Genomic DNA, 16,127 nt, shown 5'->3' with positions numbered 1-16,127 from the left:
GTTTGTAAAGCTCCCTTCAAAATAAGTGACTTATCCATTCGGGCAACTAGGTGACTAGCTTTCATCAATATGACTCAAGGGCAAAAAGTGTTAAAATCCAGGCCCCATCTCCCAAACTTCCATCGACTTCACTTTTATGTGATCATTCGCCCACACCTCTATACCTAGTGCTTCAATCTCAGGGTATGCTCTCGTCGTTATACTTTTTAATTCATTGGCATAGCACTCTACGATGGAACAATCGACATAAATATGAAGCTTTAACTGTTCTCCATTTAGTAGAAGTTCCCCACCTTGAGATTGGACCGGGTTTGAATCATTTGTTTTCTTTTTAACATTCAACGTCTCTTCTTGACGGTTATAGTATAGGAGCGTTTCGACATTCCCACGATCAGACTTTAAAACCTTTACGCCATATTCAATCGCAACAGCATTTTGAAATTCAACACAGATTTCAAGCATATTTCCTTTCACATTAGCTAAGATATCATTGCTCTCTTCAACAGATTGATTCTCTAATGAAACAAGTTTTTTCTTACGAAGCTTTATTAATTCTTCGATCGGCTTAACGCCTAATCTTCCATCGTCTCGTAACCTTAGTTGAACAGGAAGACCTCCATTATGTGCCCATCCTGCTTCATATTCATCTTTAATCGAACGCCTTCCCTGGGCGATTGTAAACAAAAGCAATCGATCGGTTTTTGGATCAATCATGGCACTTGGTCCTGTAAAGTGAAAATCCCCTACATCAATGAGCTGTGGTTCCTTCTGATCTGGTACAAATCGACAATGTTGTTTATCCCATCTCCCAATCCAATAAAACACTTCTACATCCGCGTCTTTTCCAACAGGACTAATGATAAAAAGATGCTTTCCTTTCCCAATGGGAAGTAAAATCGGAAGTTCCCACACTTCACCTAGGAAAGGAAACTCTTGATCCTTATCATCATATAGAAGGCCTTTACATTCCCAATCTACTAAGTTATCAGAAGTAAATATAATGGCTGCTCCACACACCCCCTCTATACCAGTCCCAACAATTTGGTACCAGAGGTCTTCTTCTTTCCATACAAAAGGATCTCGAAACCCATCATGATGCAAGCCTAATCCTTTAGGCTGAACCGTTACGGGAACGGGATGCTTTCTCCATTTCTTTAAATCGATATCTTGATCTTCCCTAAACGTACTTCTTGCAAGACCTGTCATCTGATTTGGCTTCTTTGATGAATGACCTGCCGTAAAGTACAAAACGGGTAATCCATCTTCATCATAAGCGGCGTTTCCTGACCAAATCCCGTCCGGAGCTAAATCATCCGCTTCCGTTTCAATGGCAATAGGTAAATCGCGCCAATACACGAGATCATCACTCACCCAATGTCCCCACTGGATGTTACCCCAATAAGGGCCCTGTGGATTATGCTGATAAAACAGATGGTATTTCCCTTTGAAATAAAGTGGCGCATGTGGTTCATTCATCCAGTGACCCGGTGGTGTTAAATGAAACTTAGGTCGGAATGGGTCATGATCATAAATGCTTCGATCAATCGCAATTTCTTCATAAGGTAGGTGTGGAATCTCTCCTTTATAAGGTAATAGATAGTTAGTGAAGCTCGTTTTTATTTCCGAGTCATTAAATGCTCGATTATAGATCTTAATATCATCGATTAAACCACTGAACATATTCAATGAAAACACGCTTTCAATCGTAAGCGCATCATTGCTTTTACCTATCAAGAGCGCATCATGACTCACCGTCATAGAAACGTTTTGAGCGATTGTTTTCTCAGCGACTTTTTCACCATTAAGATACAATTGAATACGCCCTTCTTTACCGTTAAAGCTTGCTGCAAGATGAGACCACTTCAACTTTGGTAATGGACAATTATCTGCCCAAACTTCGATCCACTCATCTTCTACACCAAGTTGTAATGACCATTCCCCATGGCGATGAACACCAAGGATAAATCCTTGATTCATCTTTCTATTATGTTGATTAACAATACCTGTTAACCGTTCATCCTCAATCCCGCCGAATGAACGTGGGGCTAGCCATGCCTCAATGGTAAACGCTTGTTCAATTGTAGGGACCCCTTCTTTACTTTCAACCCATGTTGAATAGCCATCAAATAAAAGTGCGTGGTTGTTGATTCCTTTTCGCCACTGAGGTTCATGAATAGGGGAATCGGAACGATCATTAAACACATAGTGAATAGGATTTCTACGAGAGCCGTCATGGACGTACTTCCCTTCTCCTTCAGAGAATCCCCAATAAGCTACCAGTGATTTTCCCAACTCAACATTCAACATATTTAACACTCCTAGTTTGTAAAGAAAGTTAGAACATCTCAATCATGTTCTAACTTTCTTCATCATGCCTATTCTATTTTCTACTGATTCTTTTTAAAGCGATCCAATCCATCTTGGTAGATTTCCATTAAGCGACTTAGACCCATGTCTTCAAGCTGTTTATTGTAGCTATCCCACTCCTCGTTTACGCCGCCTTCCATTAGCCACTGAGCTTTCTTCTGATTCGTAAATTCTTTAATATCTACTTCTAGACGGTTAATTTCATCTAGTTCATCAGGACTAAAGAAGATTTGCGGGTAATTCTCATCTTCAAGATAAGGCGCATAGATGGAATTCAAATCTTCCAAACGCTGTTTTGCACGGGGTTCCATTTCAACTGTTTCTTCAAAGTCTTCTTTCAAGATTGCTACTGGTCCATTTGGTGCAACCTTTTGTCTTAATTCTCCCATTACAACATCGTCAGGCTGTTCTTTTAAAACGAGTTTCCCATCTTTTTCTTCAAAAATGGTACCAATTGGTCCCCAGTTAATTTGAGCTGACATCTTTGTTTCATATAACTGATCAACCCAACGCATTGTAATTTCTGGATTTGCATTTGCCGACGTGATGGCAAACTCGCCACGAGAGTAGTCTGAGTAGTTGGAGCGACCAACAACTTTATCTCCACTCGGGCCCTCAAGCGGTGGTAAGAGAACATAATCATCTTTCAATTCTGGTCCAACTACTTCTTCCGATTCCCACCAAATATATGAGCCATATTTTTCATTTTTCCCTTTAGCGAAGTACTGAGAGACATCTTGAGTAAAGGATTCTTTATCAATCAAGCCTTCTTCCATCCACTGATGATAATAGTCAATGGCTTCTTTATATTCCGGTTGAACAGCTGTATAGATCACTTCTCCATCTCTTACAATACGATGATCCACGTTATCTGGCATATTAAATGCCGCAAACATATCACCGAAGTTTCCAGTCCAGAAGTTGAACATGAAACTTAACGGAACTTCATCTTGCTTGCCATTTCCGTTAGGATCTTTTTCTTTGAAGGCCACAAGCACATCATGATACTCCTCAAGCGTTGTTGGCATTTCTAAGCCGAGCTCATCTAACCATGTTTTATTAATAGACATAAAGTTTGGTACAGCTCCAAGTCCAGCTTCTTCTGCACGAGGCAGCGTATAAATATGTCCATCAGGAGCGGTTACCATGCTCTTTAGTTCAGGGCGTTTTTCAAACAATTTTTGAATGTTAGGTGCATGCTCTTCAATTAAATCTTCAAGAGGAATTAGCGTGCCGTTTTGTCCATACTTCACAATGTCAAGGTCTGTGAATTTAGCTGAATAAAACGCATCAGGCAAGTCACCACTTGCAAGCATCAAATTCTTCTTTTCTTCATAACCGTCATCCGGAATATTACTCCATTCAATTTTCACATTCGTCTCTTCTTCTAACGTATTGAAAATTTCCATCTCATCGTATTTTGGGGCAAGTGGTGCTTTTGGTGATACAAATTCCAGGGTAACTTGATCGTCAACAATTGGAAGTCCTTCTTTATTAAACTCAGCTGATTCTGCCTTCCCATCAGAACTACTATCTTTCGAAGAACAAGCACTTAATACAAGAATGAAACAGAGCATTAAACATATGAACGGAAAAGCCCAAATTTTTCGTTTACCCATCTCTAAATTCCCCCCGAATGGTTTTAATTTACGGCAAGCTACTTCGGTATTGCAATATGACTAGCGATCCACCTCCTATTAACGAAGTAAAACAAATGGCTATCCTTTTATACTTCCAATTAAAGCTCCTTTCACAAAGTACTTTTGGATGAAAGGATAGAGTACGAGCAGCGGGATCGCGGCAACAATAATGACACCATATTTGATTAAATCAGCAATTCTTTGCTGAGCAGCAAACGATTCAACATCGCCAACCATGCTGGCAGAAGCTTCATTTTGAATCAGGATTGATCTTAGAATTAGCTGTAACGGATATTTGTCTTCATTATTTAAATAAATCAAAGCATCAAAGAATGAATTCCAGTGTGTAACGGCATAAAACAATACCATGACAGCAATTATAGGTTTCGATAGCGGCAACACGATCTTTAAGAAAAATTTTGTATTTGAGCACCCATCCATTTTTGCTGATTCTAACAGCTCATCTGGAATCGTTGATTGAAAGAATGTTCTAGCCACAATCAGGTTCCAAACCGCAACCGCCTTTGGAATAATGAGGGCCCACATCGTATCTACCATACCAAGGTTTTTAACGACTAAATAAGTAGGGATTAATCCCCCTGAGAAAAACATGGTAAAGACAAAGAGGATCATGAAGAAATTTCTACCCACTAAATCTTTTCTTGAGAGCGCATAAGCTGCCATAAGGGTTAACGTAACATTCACTAATGTTCCAACGACGGTGTACAACACCGTATTTTTGTAACCTGTCCAAATCCGGTTATCCTGGAAAATTCGTTCATATCCTTCAAACGTAATCCCCTGTGGCCAAAACCAAACGTCACCATTATAGACGCTATCCGGGTTACTAATTGAAGCAATGATGATAAAATACAGCGGATATAACACAACGAGTGATAGCGTTGTAAGAAAAAGGAGATTTATCAGATCAAATATCTTATCCTCTTTCGATTTCCTAGACCATAATTTCGATCGATTCATCACATATTGAGTCATTGCTTACTCCCCCCCTTACCATAAGCCTGAACCAGATAATTTCTTAGCAGCTCGATTTACTGCCCATAACAAGATAAAGTTAATGACTGCATTAAACAACCCAACCGCTGCAGCAAAACTGTACTGAGCACCCTGCAAACCGACTTTATACACATAAGTTGGAATAATTTCACCTGCTGAAACATTTAACGGCGTTTGCATTAAATACGCTTTCTCGAATCCAATGTTCATGAGATTTCCTACTGAGAGCACTAATAAAATCATCGCCGTAGGTAAGATCGCTGGAATATCAACATGAAGAATTCGCTGCCACTTACTAGCGCCATCCATAATCGCTGCTTCATGAACTTCTGGACTAACACCAGCTAATGCGGCAAGATAAATGATCGCTGCCCACCCTGTCTCCTGCCACAAGCCTGAAGAAATGTAGAGTGGTTTAAACCAACCTGCCTGTGACATAAAATGAACAGGTTCGGCACCAAAAATCATGAGGAAATTGTTTATTAAACCGTTCGGTGAGAAGAAAACATACACCATACCTACAAGAACAACGACCGAAATAAAGTGAGGAGCATAGATAACAGTTTGAACGAATTTTTTGTAACGCTGATTTCTTAACTGATTTAAAAGAAGAGCAACCATGATCGGTAACGGAAAGCCAAATAATAATTGCAGCACACTGAGCTCGAGGGTGTTCTCTAACAGAGTCCAGAACTGAAAGGAATTGAAGAAGCGTTCAAAGTGCTCAAAACCAACCCAGGGACTTCCAGATACCCCCAATGTGGGCATATAATCTTGAAACGCAATGAGGACACCATACATAGGGACATAGTGGAAGACAATAAAGTAAATTAACGTAGGTAGTAGAAATAAGTACAATTCATAGTTATGTAAAACCTTTTTCCAGGAGCTGTTGACCTTTGGGACACTACGGACATTTCTTCTAGGTAACGCTCTAAGTTTCGTCTCCATAATCTCTCCTCACCTATAATTAATCGTTTACGTAATCGATTACTTTTTGTGATAAAAAAAATGAATTCCCTGTGAATGATTCATCTGATTAGCCTATTATCATAAAAAGAAGAATCCATGTAATCGTTTACGTAGATGTTTTGATTGATTTTATTGTAAGCGTTTTCTAATTAAGAGTCAACTAGTTTTTAGAAAATTAAAATAGCCGCTTTGCAATACAGTACACTAAGAATCAGAGTGCTCTTATTGATTACAAGAGTCGTGAGTTGTAAAACTACCTTCTCCATCTTTTTAAAAAGCCACATTTCTCGTTGTATTCTAAGAAATGTGGCTTTTAATCGTGGAATAGGATTACTATATTTATTGCTAACTTGTAGCTAAACCATTAGGTCGACTGGCTCTAAACCAATGTAAACAAAGAATGAAAATCAGAACAATGTCAATTGCATCTCCTCCATAGTACATTAGTATTGCACCGCTTTTTGCCTGCTCTATGGAGACACCAATAGGTGGATGAGCATAGATATACTTTGATAGGATCCCATGTCCAGCTAAGGCAAAGACGAGCACAATCGAACGATACCAAAACGAAAGCCGATGAGGTCTGGGGTCGATATAAATCACTGAAATGGTAAAAAGGTAGCCAGCAATAAATACATGAAAATGTACAATAAGATGAAGGAGTATGTTTTCATGCATAAGAAAATAGAGACTAGTCGTATACAATAACCAGAGCCCACCTATGTTAAGAATAGACGAAACAATAGGATTTGTAAGAAGTCGTGACGGCGAGCTCTTAAGGAGCTTAGAAACTTTTCTTGCGGTGGGAATTCGTAACGTTCGAAGCATGAGCTTAATCGGAGCGCCAAACGCCATAAGTAACGGTGCTAACATCCCAAATAACAAATGGCCTATCATATGAGCCGTGAAGTTCATATGAGCCAACCTAGCCAATGGGCCCATAACTGAAAAGATAGCCAACACCACACCAATAGTCCAACATACCGTTCGATACCTCGGCCACGGTTTGTACCACCGGTTTGAACGAACAATAGCTATCACATACAAAACGAAAACAATCGCAAAGGGCAATGCTAACCCAAGCTGAGGTAAGATTCCTATTATTTCTAAATGTGTCGCCTCATCCCCATGAGTTATTGAATGATGAGGACTCATCTACGCTACCTCTTCTTTCGAAGTAACTTTCAATAGTAAGAAACCAGCTAGGATCATGCAAATAGCTGAAGCGTTCCACATAAGGTCGTAGATCAGAATATTGTCCACATAACGAATTTGGTGAAGTTGCATCCATTTGTGTTGAATGGTCCCATCATACAACTGAAAGCCACCCGCTCCAACTAGTACGCCGCCCCACCATCTCTTCAGAAAGAATGCGCCCCTCCTTTTAAGATCAGCAAGGAGAAACAGTCCACCAATAGTGGCAAACCAACTAAATGCATGAAATAGGCCATCAGAGATTAGGCCAATATCCGTAGTAGACTTATCATAGAAATGATGCCAACGAAGCAATTGATGAAAAATCACCTCATCTAGAAATGCAGCAACACCAATTCCAAACAGAATGCCAGACCACAGATTAGGATTCTTACTATACACTAGTTGCTTTGATCTTTTCGTTTTTTTCACCATTTATTTTCTCCTTTAATCATCTCTTTTCACTTATAGATTTTTACCACATCTCTTTTATTTATAAACAATATGTATATGCGGGGATAACTCTAAAATAATGGCTATGTTAATGAATGGTGTTGATATTTGGATCACTTGCGCCCTGTGATGCACAAAAAACGAGAAATCAACAATATAAGCTAACATAGCCAAATTAACAAATAAAAAAAGCAGGGCAAGTGCCCTGCTTAAATACCCGGTAAAATGCCGGAGAATAAACTAAGAAGATATACCATTGCAAACGCACTTAATCCTGCTATAAAACCTCCAATTGTCCACGCTTTAATTGTCTCAGGTACGGTCAATTTACCGAATCGACTAACGACCCAGAATCCAGAATCGTTAGGAAGAGAGAGTCCAACCCCTCCGGCACAAATCGCAAGACCTAATAAGACAGGTGAAACGCCAAGGTCAAGAGCCAGTGGGCCTAGAATACTTGAAGTGGTGACAAGCGCCACGGTTGTTGAACCTAATGAAGCTCGTAGGATTTGAGAGAAAATAAAGGCTAGCAATAGAGCAGGAATACTCCAGTTCTGCATCGTTTGAATTAAATGGTCTCCTATCCCACTTTGATTGATGACAGCTCCAAAAGCACCACCGGCACCAGTAATAAGGAGAATGACACCTGCGGAATTAATAGCTTCCGTGTACAGAGATTGTTTTGGTGCATTGATATAAGGTGTTAATACTAAAATGGCAACGATTACACTTATGAACAGCGCCATGTTTTTATCTCCAACAAAAGCAAGTGCTGAAGCAAAAGTTGTTCCTGGAACCAGTAGCTGTGAAACAGTATTCGCTAAAATGAGAGCGATTGGTAGGACTAGCATCGCGTAAGCTAATCCTGTACTAATTTCCTTTGAAGGTTCTTCTCTTGCTACTGCGACTTCTTGTTCAGCCTCATCATCAGGTTTCGACTGAACGCGCTTTCCAATAAACATCCCGTAGAAATAGCCGCCTACTAATGTTGCAGGGATCGCGCAAACTAATCCATATATGATAAATAGTCCTAAATCTGAACCAGTATTTTCAGCAACAACGAGTGGCCCGGGCGTAGGAGCAATCATGCTGTGCGACACAATCAGCCCTACACCAAGCGCGGTTACAAACGTCACAATTGAAATACCCGTTTTTCTTGATAAACTTTTGATTAATCCCGTTAGGATAACAAATGCGGCATCAAAATAAACTGGAATTGATACAGCGGTCCCGGTAAGAGCCAGACCAGCTGCTGATTTTTTTGCTCCAAAAACTTTAAGTACAGATTGGGCAATTTTCTCTACGGCCCCTGAAGAAGCTAGAAACTGCCCAAAAATCACACCAAGTCCAATTAGAATTCCAACGCCAGCAAGAGTATTACCAAAACCGCTCGTGATAATGCCTGGAATCTCCACAATAGGGATGCCAATGACTAGCGCTGTTCCGAATGCTACACCAATCAGTGCTAGAAAAGGCTCAAGCTTAAATTTTAAAATAAGAACAAACAAAGCAACGAGAGAAAGTAGAAAGATTAATATAAGCGTGTTGCCAGTTACCATCATGTCAACTCCTTAAAGGTTATACCGTCTCTATATTCTGAACAATGTCTCTCAGCGTTGTAACCGCCCCAACATTTCCAGGGAAAATAATGTAAGGAAGGTGAGGAAATTTGCTCTCTTCATCTGTTTCCCAAACAGGAATACCGGGCGCCGCTTGTCCTAGAACTGTGGCTCTCTTCACTTGCAGACCATTTGTTCCGACATCACTAGACGTAATGCCGCCCTTCGCAATAACGTATTTAGGTGCAATGGAGAAATCTCTTACAATGCTCGTTACAGCATTTGATATCTCAACTGAAAGTTTAAGCTCCTCTTCCTTCATTCCATCACCAAGGTCTAACCGTTCTCGTCTCGTATAGATCACAACCGTTGTTCCTTCTGCAACCTTTGCTTCAGCTTCTTTCCTAACACGCTTTACTTCGGATTTAAACGCTTCAGCTTCCAAAACAAGGTGACAGTCAAATTCAATGGCATGAACTTGAGAGAGTTCTTTTAAAGCATTAAGTTGATCAGTAGATTTCTGTACGTGAGAACCAACAACAATAAGTCCTCCAGTCGTAGCGTTTTCCGCAATTAATTGTTCCCTTGTAAGAAGTGGCTTTGATGAAATATCACCAATTATTTTTGTGAATGTGGCTGCCGTTCTGAAGATAAAGCGCTTTCCATTTTTCATAGCCTTCATTAGGGCAATCGTGAAGACCTTAATATCTTCTTCTTCCACGGCATTAACGACCACTTTTCCAAAATCAGTAACACCTGATAATTGCTCTACCATTCTATCAATTCGAAGTTCACGAATATCTTCTAGAGAGATCGTTAGGACATCCTCCTTTTTAAACTCTCCAGCCGTTTTCTCTTCAACCCACTCTGTTAAGTCACTTGATTTAAACCCAAATGTTCGATCCTTCGCAAATTCAGTTTCACCCGCCGGTATGAGGACACTGTCATTTTGAACATAGTGAACATTATCGATTGTCAAGCGGCCGCCTTCTTTAAAGAACGGGATAATCACTTCACCGTCTAGCAGTTTATCGCTCTCCTCAATGCGGTCTTTCATCACTTCTGTCTCAAGTGGGTAGTGGCCTCTTAAAGTCGAGTCTCCTCTACTAATAATGAGATAAGGTTTATTTAGAGTTCTCGCAACGTGGCTAACACGTTCGGCAATCGTTCGATGAAGAACTTCTGTGTCTTGCTCTGACAATGCTCGGGAGTTCGTTAGAATGAAAAATATACTAGTATCTTCTTCAAATCCCTGTTTGATTGTCTGTTCTGTCCAATCTGTATAAACGGACACTCCGTGAACAGTTTGTACTCCAGTAGGATCATCATCTAGTACAACAATCTGATGGTTAAAATCAGATCTCTCTTTCTTCCAAAGATCAGAAATGGATTCGTAATCAATTGATTTTAATTTCGGAAGCTTTTCTATTACTAGCTGGTTAGACATGCTCCTTCACATCCTTTTTTACAACTGTATTTGCCAAACGCTCATAATACTGCACTAGTCCACCGTGATCATCACCAGCTTTTCCATCTACTTTAAGAGCACTAAACATTTCAAGAACTTGACTTGAAAGTGGGAGTGGAACGCCTATTTCATGTGCTGTTTCCATCACGTTTGTTAAATCCTTCATATTAATGTCAATTCGACCACCCGCTACGAAGTTTCTTTCTAAGATGAGAGGGACTTTCGCATCTAGTACAGCACTACCAGCAAGTCCACCACGAATCGCATGATACATTTTTTCTATATCGATTCCTGCTTTGGAAGCTAGTACGAGTGCTTCAGACATAGCCGCTATATTTACGTTAACGATAATCTGATTGGCTAATTTAGCTGTAGCACCGCAACCGTTCCCACCGACTAAGGTAATATCTTCACCAAGTATTTGAAGGATAGGCAGCACTCTCTCAAATACTTTCTCTTCTCCACCAACCATAATGGCCAAAGTACCATCAATCGCTTTTGGCTCTCCTCCGCTGACAGGAGCATCGAGCATATGAACACCATAGGTATTCAATTCATTAGCCAACTCTTCAGACACAACAGGAGAAATGGAACTCATATCTACGACGACAGTTCCTTCTTTTGCTCCCTTAATGATTCCGCTTTCATTTGTAATAACGGATTTTACGTGGTTGGAATTAGGAAGCATCGTGAAAATGATTGAGCTCTCTTTAGCAATTTCTTTTGGTGATAGCGCACCGTTTGCCCCAAATCCAACACATTCTTGTACGGCTGTATCATTAATATCAAAGACAGTTACGTTGGCACCAGACTTCACTAAATTTTTCACCATTGGCTTCCCCATAATTCCTAACCCAATAAAACCTATATTTTCACTCATCATAACCTCTCCTTTATGTATAGCGCTTTCATTTCTTGTTTCGATTGTACACGAAACATTTGTTTTTGTATACATTATTATATAAATTGTATACAAAAAATATTGAATCCTTTTCATTAACCATTTTTAACTCTATAATTTAAGATAGAAAAATGGTTCAATAAATGGTTCATTAAAAACCAAATTGTTATTAACAGGAGTTCATTATGAAAAAAAACGCTTCACAATCGGCCTATCTGCATGCCTATGAGAGTATTCGAGATAAAGTTTTGAATGGAGAGATTGCTGGCGGCACTAAGTTAGTAGAAGAAAAACTGGCTAAAGATCTTGGTGTGAGTCGTACTCCTATAAGAGAGGCAATTCGTAAGCTTGAGCAAGAAGATTTGATTCAGGATAAACGAGTCGTCCTCCCAACTGAAAAAGATTTGAGAGAAATTTTTCAAGTCCGTATTCTTTTAGAAGGTTTTGCGGCACGCGCTTCAGCTACTTATATGAGTGAAGAAGCGATAGAAGAGCTACAAAAATGTGTAGACATTGGAAGAAATGGAACAACCGAAGAAATTATGAAAGCAAATAAAGCCTTTCATGAAATAATTTTAGACACGAACAATAACAAGGTGATGATTAAAATAATGGATCGAATGCAATCGATTATTTACCTCTTCCGTAAAACCGTTGTCTACCATAAGCGGCCTCATCTAATTGATGAGCATGAACAAATTTGCAACGCGATTCGGAATCGAAATCCCGAAGAAGCAGAAGAACTTATGAAGAAACATCTTGAAGCTGACCTCGCTTTTTTCTTACATTTTATGGGGCAGGATTAGCCTTACACTTCAATGCCTATTAGAGTAGCAAAGAAGGCTGCCCCTTATCAGGGACAGCCTTCTTCATCATTTCTTACCTTTTAAAAATTCGCGCATATAGTGGTTCACCACTTCCGGTTTCTCATGATGCGGGGCGTGGCTTACGCCTTCCATTCGGTGAATCGTAAGATCATTAACATATTCTTCCAACCCGTCAAGATTGCTGTTTTCAAAAGCGGGATCTGCATCGCCCCAAATGATTAACGTTGGCGAATCAAACATTTGATATGGAAGTTCCAATGGCTTTTGTACGTGCTCTTCGAACGGATAGAATGAAATAGCCCGGTAATAGTTAAGCATTGACTCCATCGCATCCGGCTGTGTCCATGCCTCTATGTATTTCTCTTCATCTTCTTCGGTTAAATAACCTTTTTTCTTTCCAGGAATCGTCATCATCTTTCTTAATCGTTCTGCGTTATTTTCTATCAGCGCTTCATGAGAATCAGGTCGTTGGAAAAATGCCATATAGCTACTATCTTCTCTCTGCCCTGGGTTCTCTGCTAACTCTCGTCTAAATGTATACGGGTGAGGTGCATCGAACATGATTAGTTTGTTCACAAATTCAGGTGAGGTGTAAGCTAACGTCCAAGCTACCGCTCCGCCCCAGTCATGGGCGACTAAAACGCAGTCCTTTTCCCCAAACGCTTCAATCAACTGTTTTACATCCTCGACTAGAATGGACATATCATATGAAGAAACACCTTCAGGTTTGTCAGATACGTTGTATCCTCTCATATCAACAGCAACAACACGATAATCCTTCGAAAACTCTTCCATCTGATGATGCCAGTTGTACCAGAAATAAGGGAAACCATGGAGAAATAGCATCAGTTCCCCTTCTCCTTCTGTTACGTAATGAAGGTTGACATCATTCACTTTCACAAAGCCATCTTTCATCATTTCATCCACCCTTTCTTAAATAGACTGTTAACATCGAGACACTTTACTCCTCTTCTATTTGATGTGCAATTAGGAGGTATCGTTTTCTGGATAAATAGGAAATATAACCTAATAACAGTGGGATGAAAGTGTGATGATATTCCTACTAAACAGAGGGAGTACAAATTCAAAGGATCATCAGTCGCTTTCGCTATTTCTACCTTACTTCCTATATATTCTATTTTTGACCCCTCTCATACTTTTAACTGAGGTATAATAATCTACAAAGAGTATGAAGGAGGAGATGATTATGTTTTGTCCGAAGTGCGGGACGAAAAACATAGAGAATGCTCGGTTTTGCAGCCAGTGTGGTCACTCATATGCAAGGGATCAGCAGAGGAGTCGATGGTGGTTGACCGGTTTCATCCTTACCTTTTTATTAATAAGCGGTGTCTTTATTTACGTTTTCGTTCTTGATAAAGAACGAACAGACGAAACAACAGGAGAAGAGACAATTCAATCCCCAGTCGAAACCATCTCTGAATCTACTAAACTAGAGGAAGAACCAAAAGAAGAAAAAGAAGCGAGTCCCCAAACAACACCAAGCGTTCCTAAGGAAAAGAGTAAGTCAGAAGAGAAAGTCCCCTCCCCTCAAACACCTATAGAAAAAGATAAGAAAGAAATTATACGTGAAGCACAAACAAAAGTGTATACCATTTTAACGGAGGATCAGCTTGGTTCTGGCTTCTTGTTTCAGGATAATGGAACAGTTGTAACCAATGCACATGTAGTGGCAGGCTATATTGATGTCACCTTGCGTGATCAGGATGGACGAGAAATGAATGGCAAGGTGATTGGCATCTCTAATCAGTATGATGTCGCTCTAATTGAAGTACAGAATTTAAAAGGTACTTCTCCTTTGGAGATGGAAATGAAAGAATCAGAAGTTGGAACAGAAGTAATCGCACTTGGAAGCCCCCAAGGGTTAGAAAACACAGCATCAATCGGATATCTCACCGGGCTTGACCGTTCATTTGAATCCGAATTTCAATACGAAAACGTCTATCAAATCGATGCCCAAGTTTCACCCGGAAGCAGCGGAGGTCCATTGTTAGATGGAAAGACAGGAAAAGTGATCGGCATTAACTCCGCCCTGTTAACGAGCGATGAATCCATCGCCTTCTCAATCCCAATATACACAATGACGGATCTCTTAACGAACTGGTCGCAATCGCCAATGGATGAAAATGAAGTCGCCAGCACCTTTAACTACTACAATGAGGCTTCAGTGTATGATGAATATGCAGAAGAGGAAGAAGACACGTACGATGTTCCATATGATGAAGCAAGCCTCGCTAACTTCATCATCAATTTTAGAGGGAACTATGAAACGGCATTGCGAGATGAAGACTTTGGTTATATTGAAGACCAGCTTTTGTATGACAGTCAGGCATATTATGAAATGGCTAACTACCTTGACGAGATAAGCGGTCAGGGAATGGTCTTTAAATTCACGTTAAATGATGTAACCAATATTGACATGCAGACTGATCAAGCGATCGTTAGCACCTATGAAGTTTTTGATTTTATGAATGCGGCTGGGGAATGGAGCATGTATGAACGAACCAAGGACTATTATGTTGTGACAGATGAATATGGGGATTATAAGATTAAGCATATTGAGATATATCAATGAATTGATGAGGGGTGAGTTGCGCCACACTTCTACTTTTTTCTCGTCTTGCTTACCCCTCCATTAATCGCCCGAGAAATGCATACCTGACAGGGAATATAGAAACCGATCGGACTAATTTATAGACCGATCGGTTTCATAAGAACATTTTTAATTCGTCGGCTATTTATTATTATTTACTTAGTCATTAAACCAGCAAATGTTAAAGTTTCTTTTCTCTCTAAGCATATAGAGACAAGCAACCTCTTAATTGATTTTGAACCGTTCTCCTAGTAAATAATTTCTAACACCCTTGAATTCCTCTCCAGAAAATTCGCCAGGCGTTTTGAAGACGCTCCTCATGTTCCACTTTCGAATAATAAAAAAGCTGTTCAAACGTGCCATCAAGGAGGCATATATAAGCATCGATTACCTCATCTTGTTCCGCCTGAATGTCTCCTTTTTGCTTCCCTTCTTTTACGATAGCAATCAATACATCCCTTAGTGCTTCCTCTGATTTAATAAATTGTTCATTAAGTGTATCTTTTAATACTAGTGGTGGGAAAAGCATGAACCTCTTAAATAGAAGTCCAAGATCTTCACTTTCAAGATAAGTTGAATGGTCTTTCAACAAGCAATATAACTGCCGATCCGTGGCCATGTTGCGATAATTATGTACTTGCAGTTCTAGAAAATCCCGATAATCTCGATTCACTTTTTGGAGGATAGCAAGAAATAGATCTTCCTTACTATCAAAATGAGCATATAAGGAAGGTTTTTTAATCCCGACACTTTTAGCAATTTTGCTCAATGATGTTCCTTCAAAACCTTTTCTCGCAAACATGGGCAGAGCTGCTCGTTCTATACGTTCACTCATAGGCGACTTGGTAGATGGCATTTACGATCCCTCCTTACATATTTCAGACTTATAAGCTCATTTGTAGCATCATTTACCCCTATTATCTTCTCTTTCATATATAAGATGTAACTTTCATGAATTGCTTCATCACTAGCCCTATTTCCACTACTCACTGTGCTCTCGAGCCAACAGAAAAAAATTCCTTATCAGAATTAAGATTTACTTTGTTAAATATTTTCTTAACACTTCCAACAACCTTAAATGCTATCATTTAAGGTTTTATCTGTCAAAAGGGTTCAAA

The 16,127-nt window shown here is 39.8% G+C and carries 13 protein-coding genes; 2 read left to right on the top strand and 11 right to left on the bottom strand.

Features of this window, described 5'->3' with window-relative positions:
* Window positions 1-90: 90 nt before the first annotated feature.
* From IQ283_RS05575 to garR, 9 genes are all read right to left on the bottom strand, one after another.
* Entirely contained in the window at window positions 91-2,307 is a 2,217-nt protein-coding gene (locus IQ283_RS05575) for a LamG-like jellyroll fold domain-containing protein (protein WP_194219126.1), read from the bottom strand.
* An 80-nt stretch (window positions 2,308-2,387) separates the two neighbouring features.
* Window positions 2,388-3,986, bottom strand: a complete 1,599-nt coding sequence (locus tag IQ283_RS05570) for an ABC transporter substrate-binding protein (RefSeq protein ID WP_242057250.1) — start codon at window positions 3,984-3,986, stop codon at window positions 2,388-2,390.
* Between the two features lie 99 nt (window positions 3,987-4,085).
* Complete coding sequence (locus tag IQ283_RS05565; RefSeq protein ID WP_224882569.1) at window positions 4,086-5,003, bottom strand: carbohydrate ABC transporter permease; 918 nt, start codon at window positions 5,001-5,003, stop codon at window positions 4,086-4,088.
* 15 nt (window positions 5,004-5,018) lie between these two features.
* Window positions 5,019-5,975 (bottom strand): ABC transporter permease, encoded by a 957-nt coding sequence (locus IQ283_RS05560; RefSeq protein ID WP_194219125.1) that lies wholly within the window; start codon window positions 5,973-5,975, stop codon window positions 5,019-5,021.
* 366 nt (window positions 5,976-6,341) lie between these two features.
* Window positions 6,342-7,151 carry a cytochrome c oxidase assembly protein gene (locus IQ283_RS05555; RefSeq protein ID WP_194219124.1) on the bottom strand — a complete coding sequence of 270 codons (810 nt, stop codon included), beginning with the start codon at window positions 7,149-7,151 and terminating at the stop codon, window positions 6,342-6,344.
* Window positions 7,152-7,625, bottom strand: a complete 474-nt coding sequence (locus IQ283_RS05550) for a DUF2243 domain-containing protein (RefSeq protein WP_194219123.1) — start codon at window positions 7,623-7,625, stop codon at window positions 7,152-7,154.
* A 227-nt stretch (window positions 7,626-7,852) separates the two neighbouring features.
* Window positions 7,853-9,202 (bottom strand): GntP family permease, encoded by a 1,350-nt coding sequence (locus IQ283_RS05545; protein ID WP_194219122.1) that lies wholly within the window; start codon window positions 9,200-9,202, stop codon window positions 7,853-7,855.
* A gap of 19 nt (window positions 9,203-9,221) precedes the next feature.
* On the bottom strand, window positions 9,222-10,649 hold the full coding sequence (locus IQ283_RS05540; protein WP_194219121.1) for a four-carbon acid sugar kinase family protein: 1,428 nt from the start codon (window positions 10,647-10,649) through the stop codon (window positions 9,222-9,224).
* On the bottom strand, window positions 10,642-11,553 hold the full coding sequence (gene garR / locus IQ283_RS05535) for a 2-hydroxy-3-oxopropionate reductase (RefSeq protein ID WP_194219617.1): 912 nt from the start codon (window positions 11,551-11,553) through the stop codon (window positions 10,642-10,644). Before garR ends, IQ283_RS05540 begins: the two co-directional genes overlap by 8 nt.
* 203 nt (window positions 11,554-11,756) lie before the next feature.
* On the opposite strand from garR, the gene IQ283_RS05530 reads away from it, so the two are divergent.
* On the top strand, window positions 11,757-12,377 hold the full coding sequence (locus IQ283_RS05530; protein ID WP_194219120.1) for a GntR family transcriptional regulator: 621 nt from the start codon (window positions 11,757-11,759) through the stop codon (window positions 12,375-12,377).
* Between the two features lie 66 nt (window positions 12,378-12,443).
* On the opposite strand, the gene IQ283_RS05525 is transcribed toward IQ283_RS05530, so the two are convergent.
* Window positions 12,444-13,313, bottom strand: a complete 870-nt coding sequence (locus tag IQ283_RS05525) for an alpha/beta fold hydrolase (RefSeq protein ID WP_194219119.1) — start codon at window positions 13,311-13,313, stop codon at window positions 12,444-12,446.
* Window positions 13,314-13,587: 274 nt separating this feature from the next.
* Here IQ283_RS05525 and IQ283_RS05520 point away from each other — a divergent pair, with 274 nt between their 5' ends.
* Window positions 13,588-14,991 (top strand): trypsin-like peptidase domain-containing protein, encoded by a 1,404-nt coding sequence (locus tag IQ283_RS05520; RefSeq protein ID WP_408962565.1) that lies wholly within the window; start codon window positions 13,588-13,590, stop codon window positions 14,989-14,991.
* 280 nt (window positions 14,992-15,271) lie between these two features.
* Here the strand turns inward: IQ283_RS05520 and IQ283_RS05515 are convergent, their stop codons facing one another.
* A complete protein-coding gene (locus tag IQ283_RS05515) occupies window positions 15,272-15,865 on the bottom strand; it encodes a TetR/AcrR family transcriptional regulator (protein WP_194219117.1) in 594 nt (197 codons plus the stop codon).
* Window positions 15,866-16,127 lie beyond the last annotated feature (262 nt).

The organism is Pseudalkalibacillus hwajinpoensis (assembly GCF_015234585.1).
GTDB lineage: Bacteria > Bacillota > Bacilli > Bacillales > Guptibacillaceae > Guptibacillus > Guptibacillus hwajinpoensis_B.
Note: the sequence above shows the minus strand (reverse complement) of the source record. Positions and strands in the feature narration are given on the sequence as shown.

Excerpts from the sequence above, each read along its gene's own strand:
- IQ283_RS05540 (WP_194219121.1), bottom strand. The coding sequence starts at position 10,649 with ATGTCTAACCAGCTAGTAATAGAAAAGCTTCCGAAATTAAAATCAATT.
- IQ283_RS05550 (WP_194219123.1), bottom strand. The coding sequence starts at position 7,625 with ATGGTGAAAAAAACGAAAAGATCAAAGCAACTAGTGTATAGTAAGAAT.
- IQ283_RS05565 (WP_224882569.1), bottom strand. The coding sequence starts at position 5,003 with ATGACTCAATATGTGATGAATCGATCGAAATTATGGTCTAGGAAATCG.
- IQ283_RS05555 (WP_194219124.1), bottom strand. The coding sequence starts at position 7,151 with ATGAGTCCTCATCATTCAATAACTCATGGGGATGAGGCGACACATTTA.
- garR (WP_194219617.1), bottom strand. The coding sequence starts at position 11,553 with ATGATGAGTGAAAATATAGGTTTTATTGGGTTAGGAATTATGGGGAAG.
- IQ283_RS05560 (WP_194219125.1), bottom strand. The coding sequence starts at position 5,975 with ATGGAGACGAAACTTAGAGCGTTACCTAGAAGAAATGTCCGTAGTGTC.
- IQ283_RS05520 (WP_408962565.1), top strand. The coding sequence starts at position 13,588 with ATGAAGGAGGAGATGATTATGTTTTGTCCGAAGTGCGGGACGAAAAAC.
- IQ283_RS05575 (WP_194219126.1), bottom strand. The coding sequence starts at position 2,307 with ATGTTGAATGTTGAGTTGGGAAAATCACTGGTAGCTTATTGGGGATTC.
- IQ283_RS05515 (WP_194219117.1), bottom strand. The coding sequence starts at position 15,865 with ATGCCATCTACCAAGTCGCCTATGAGTGAACGTATAGAACGAGCAGCT.
- IQ283_RS05525 (WP_194219119.1), bottom strand. The coding sequence starts at position 13,313 with ATGAAAGATGGCTTTGTGAAAGTGAATGATGTCAACCTTCATTACGTA.
- IQ283_RS05530 (WP_194219120.1), top strand. The coding sequence starts at position 11,757 with ATGAAAAAAAACGCTTCACAATCGGCCTATCTGCATGCCTATGAGAGT.
- IQ283_RS05570 (WP_242057250.1), bottom strand. The coding sequence starts at position 3,986 with ATGGGTAAACGAAAAATTTGGGCTTTTCCGTTCATATGTTTAATGCTC.
- IQ283_RS05545 (WP_194219122.1), bottom strand. The coding sequence starts at position 9,202 with ATGGTAACTGGCAACACGCTTATATTAATCTTTCTACTTTCTCTCGTT.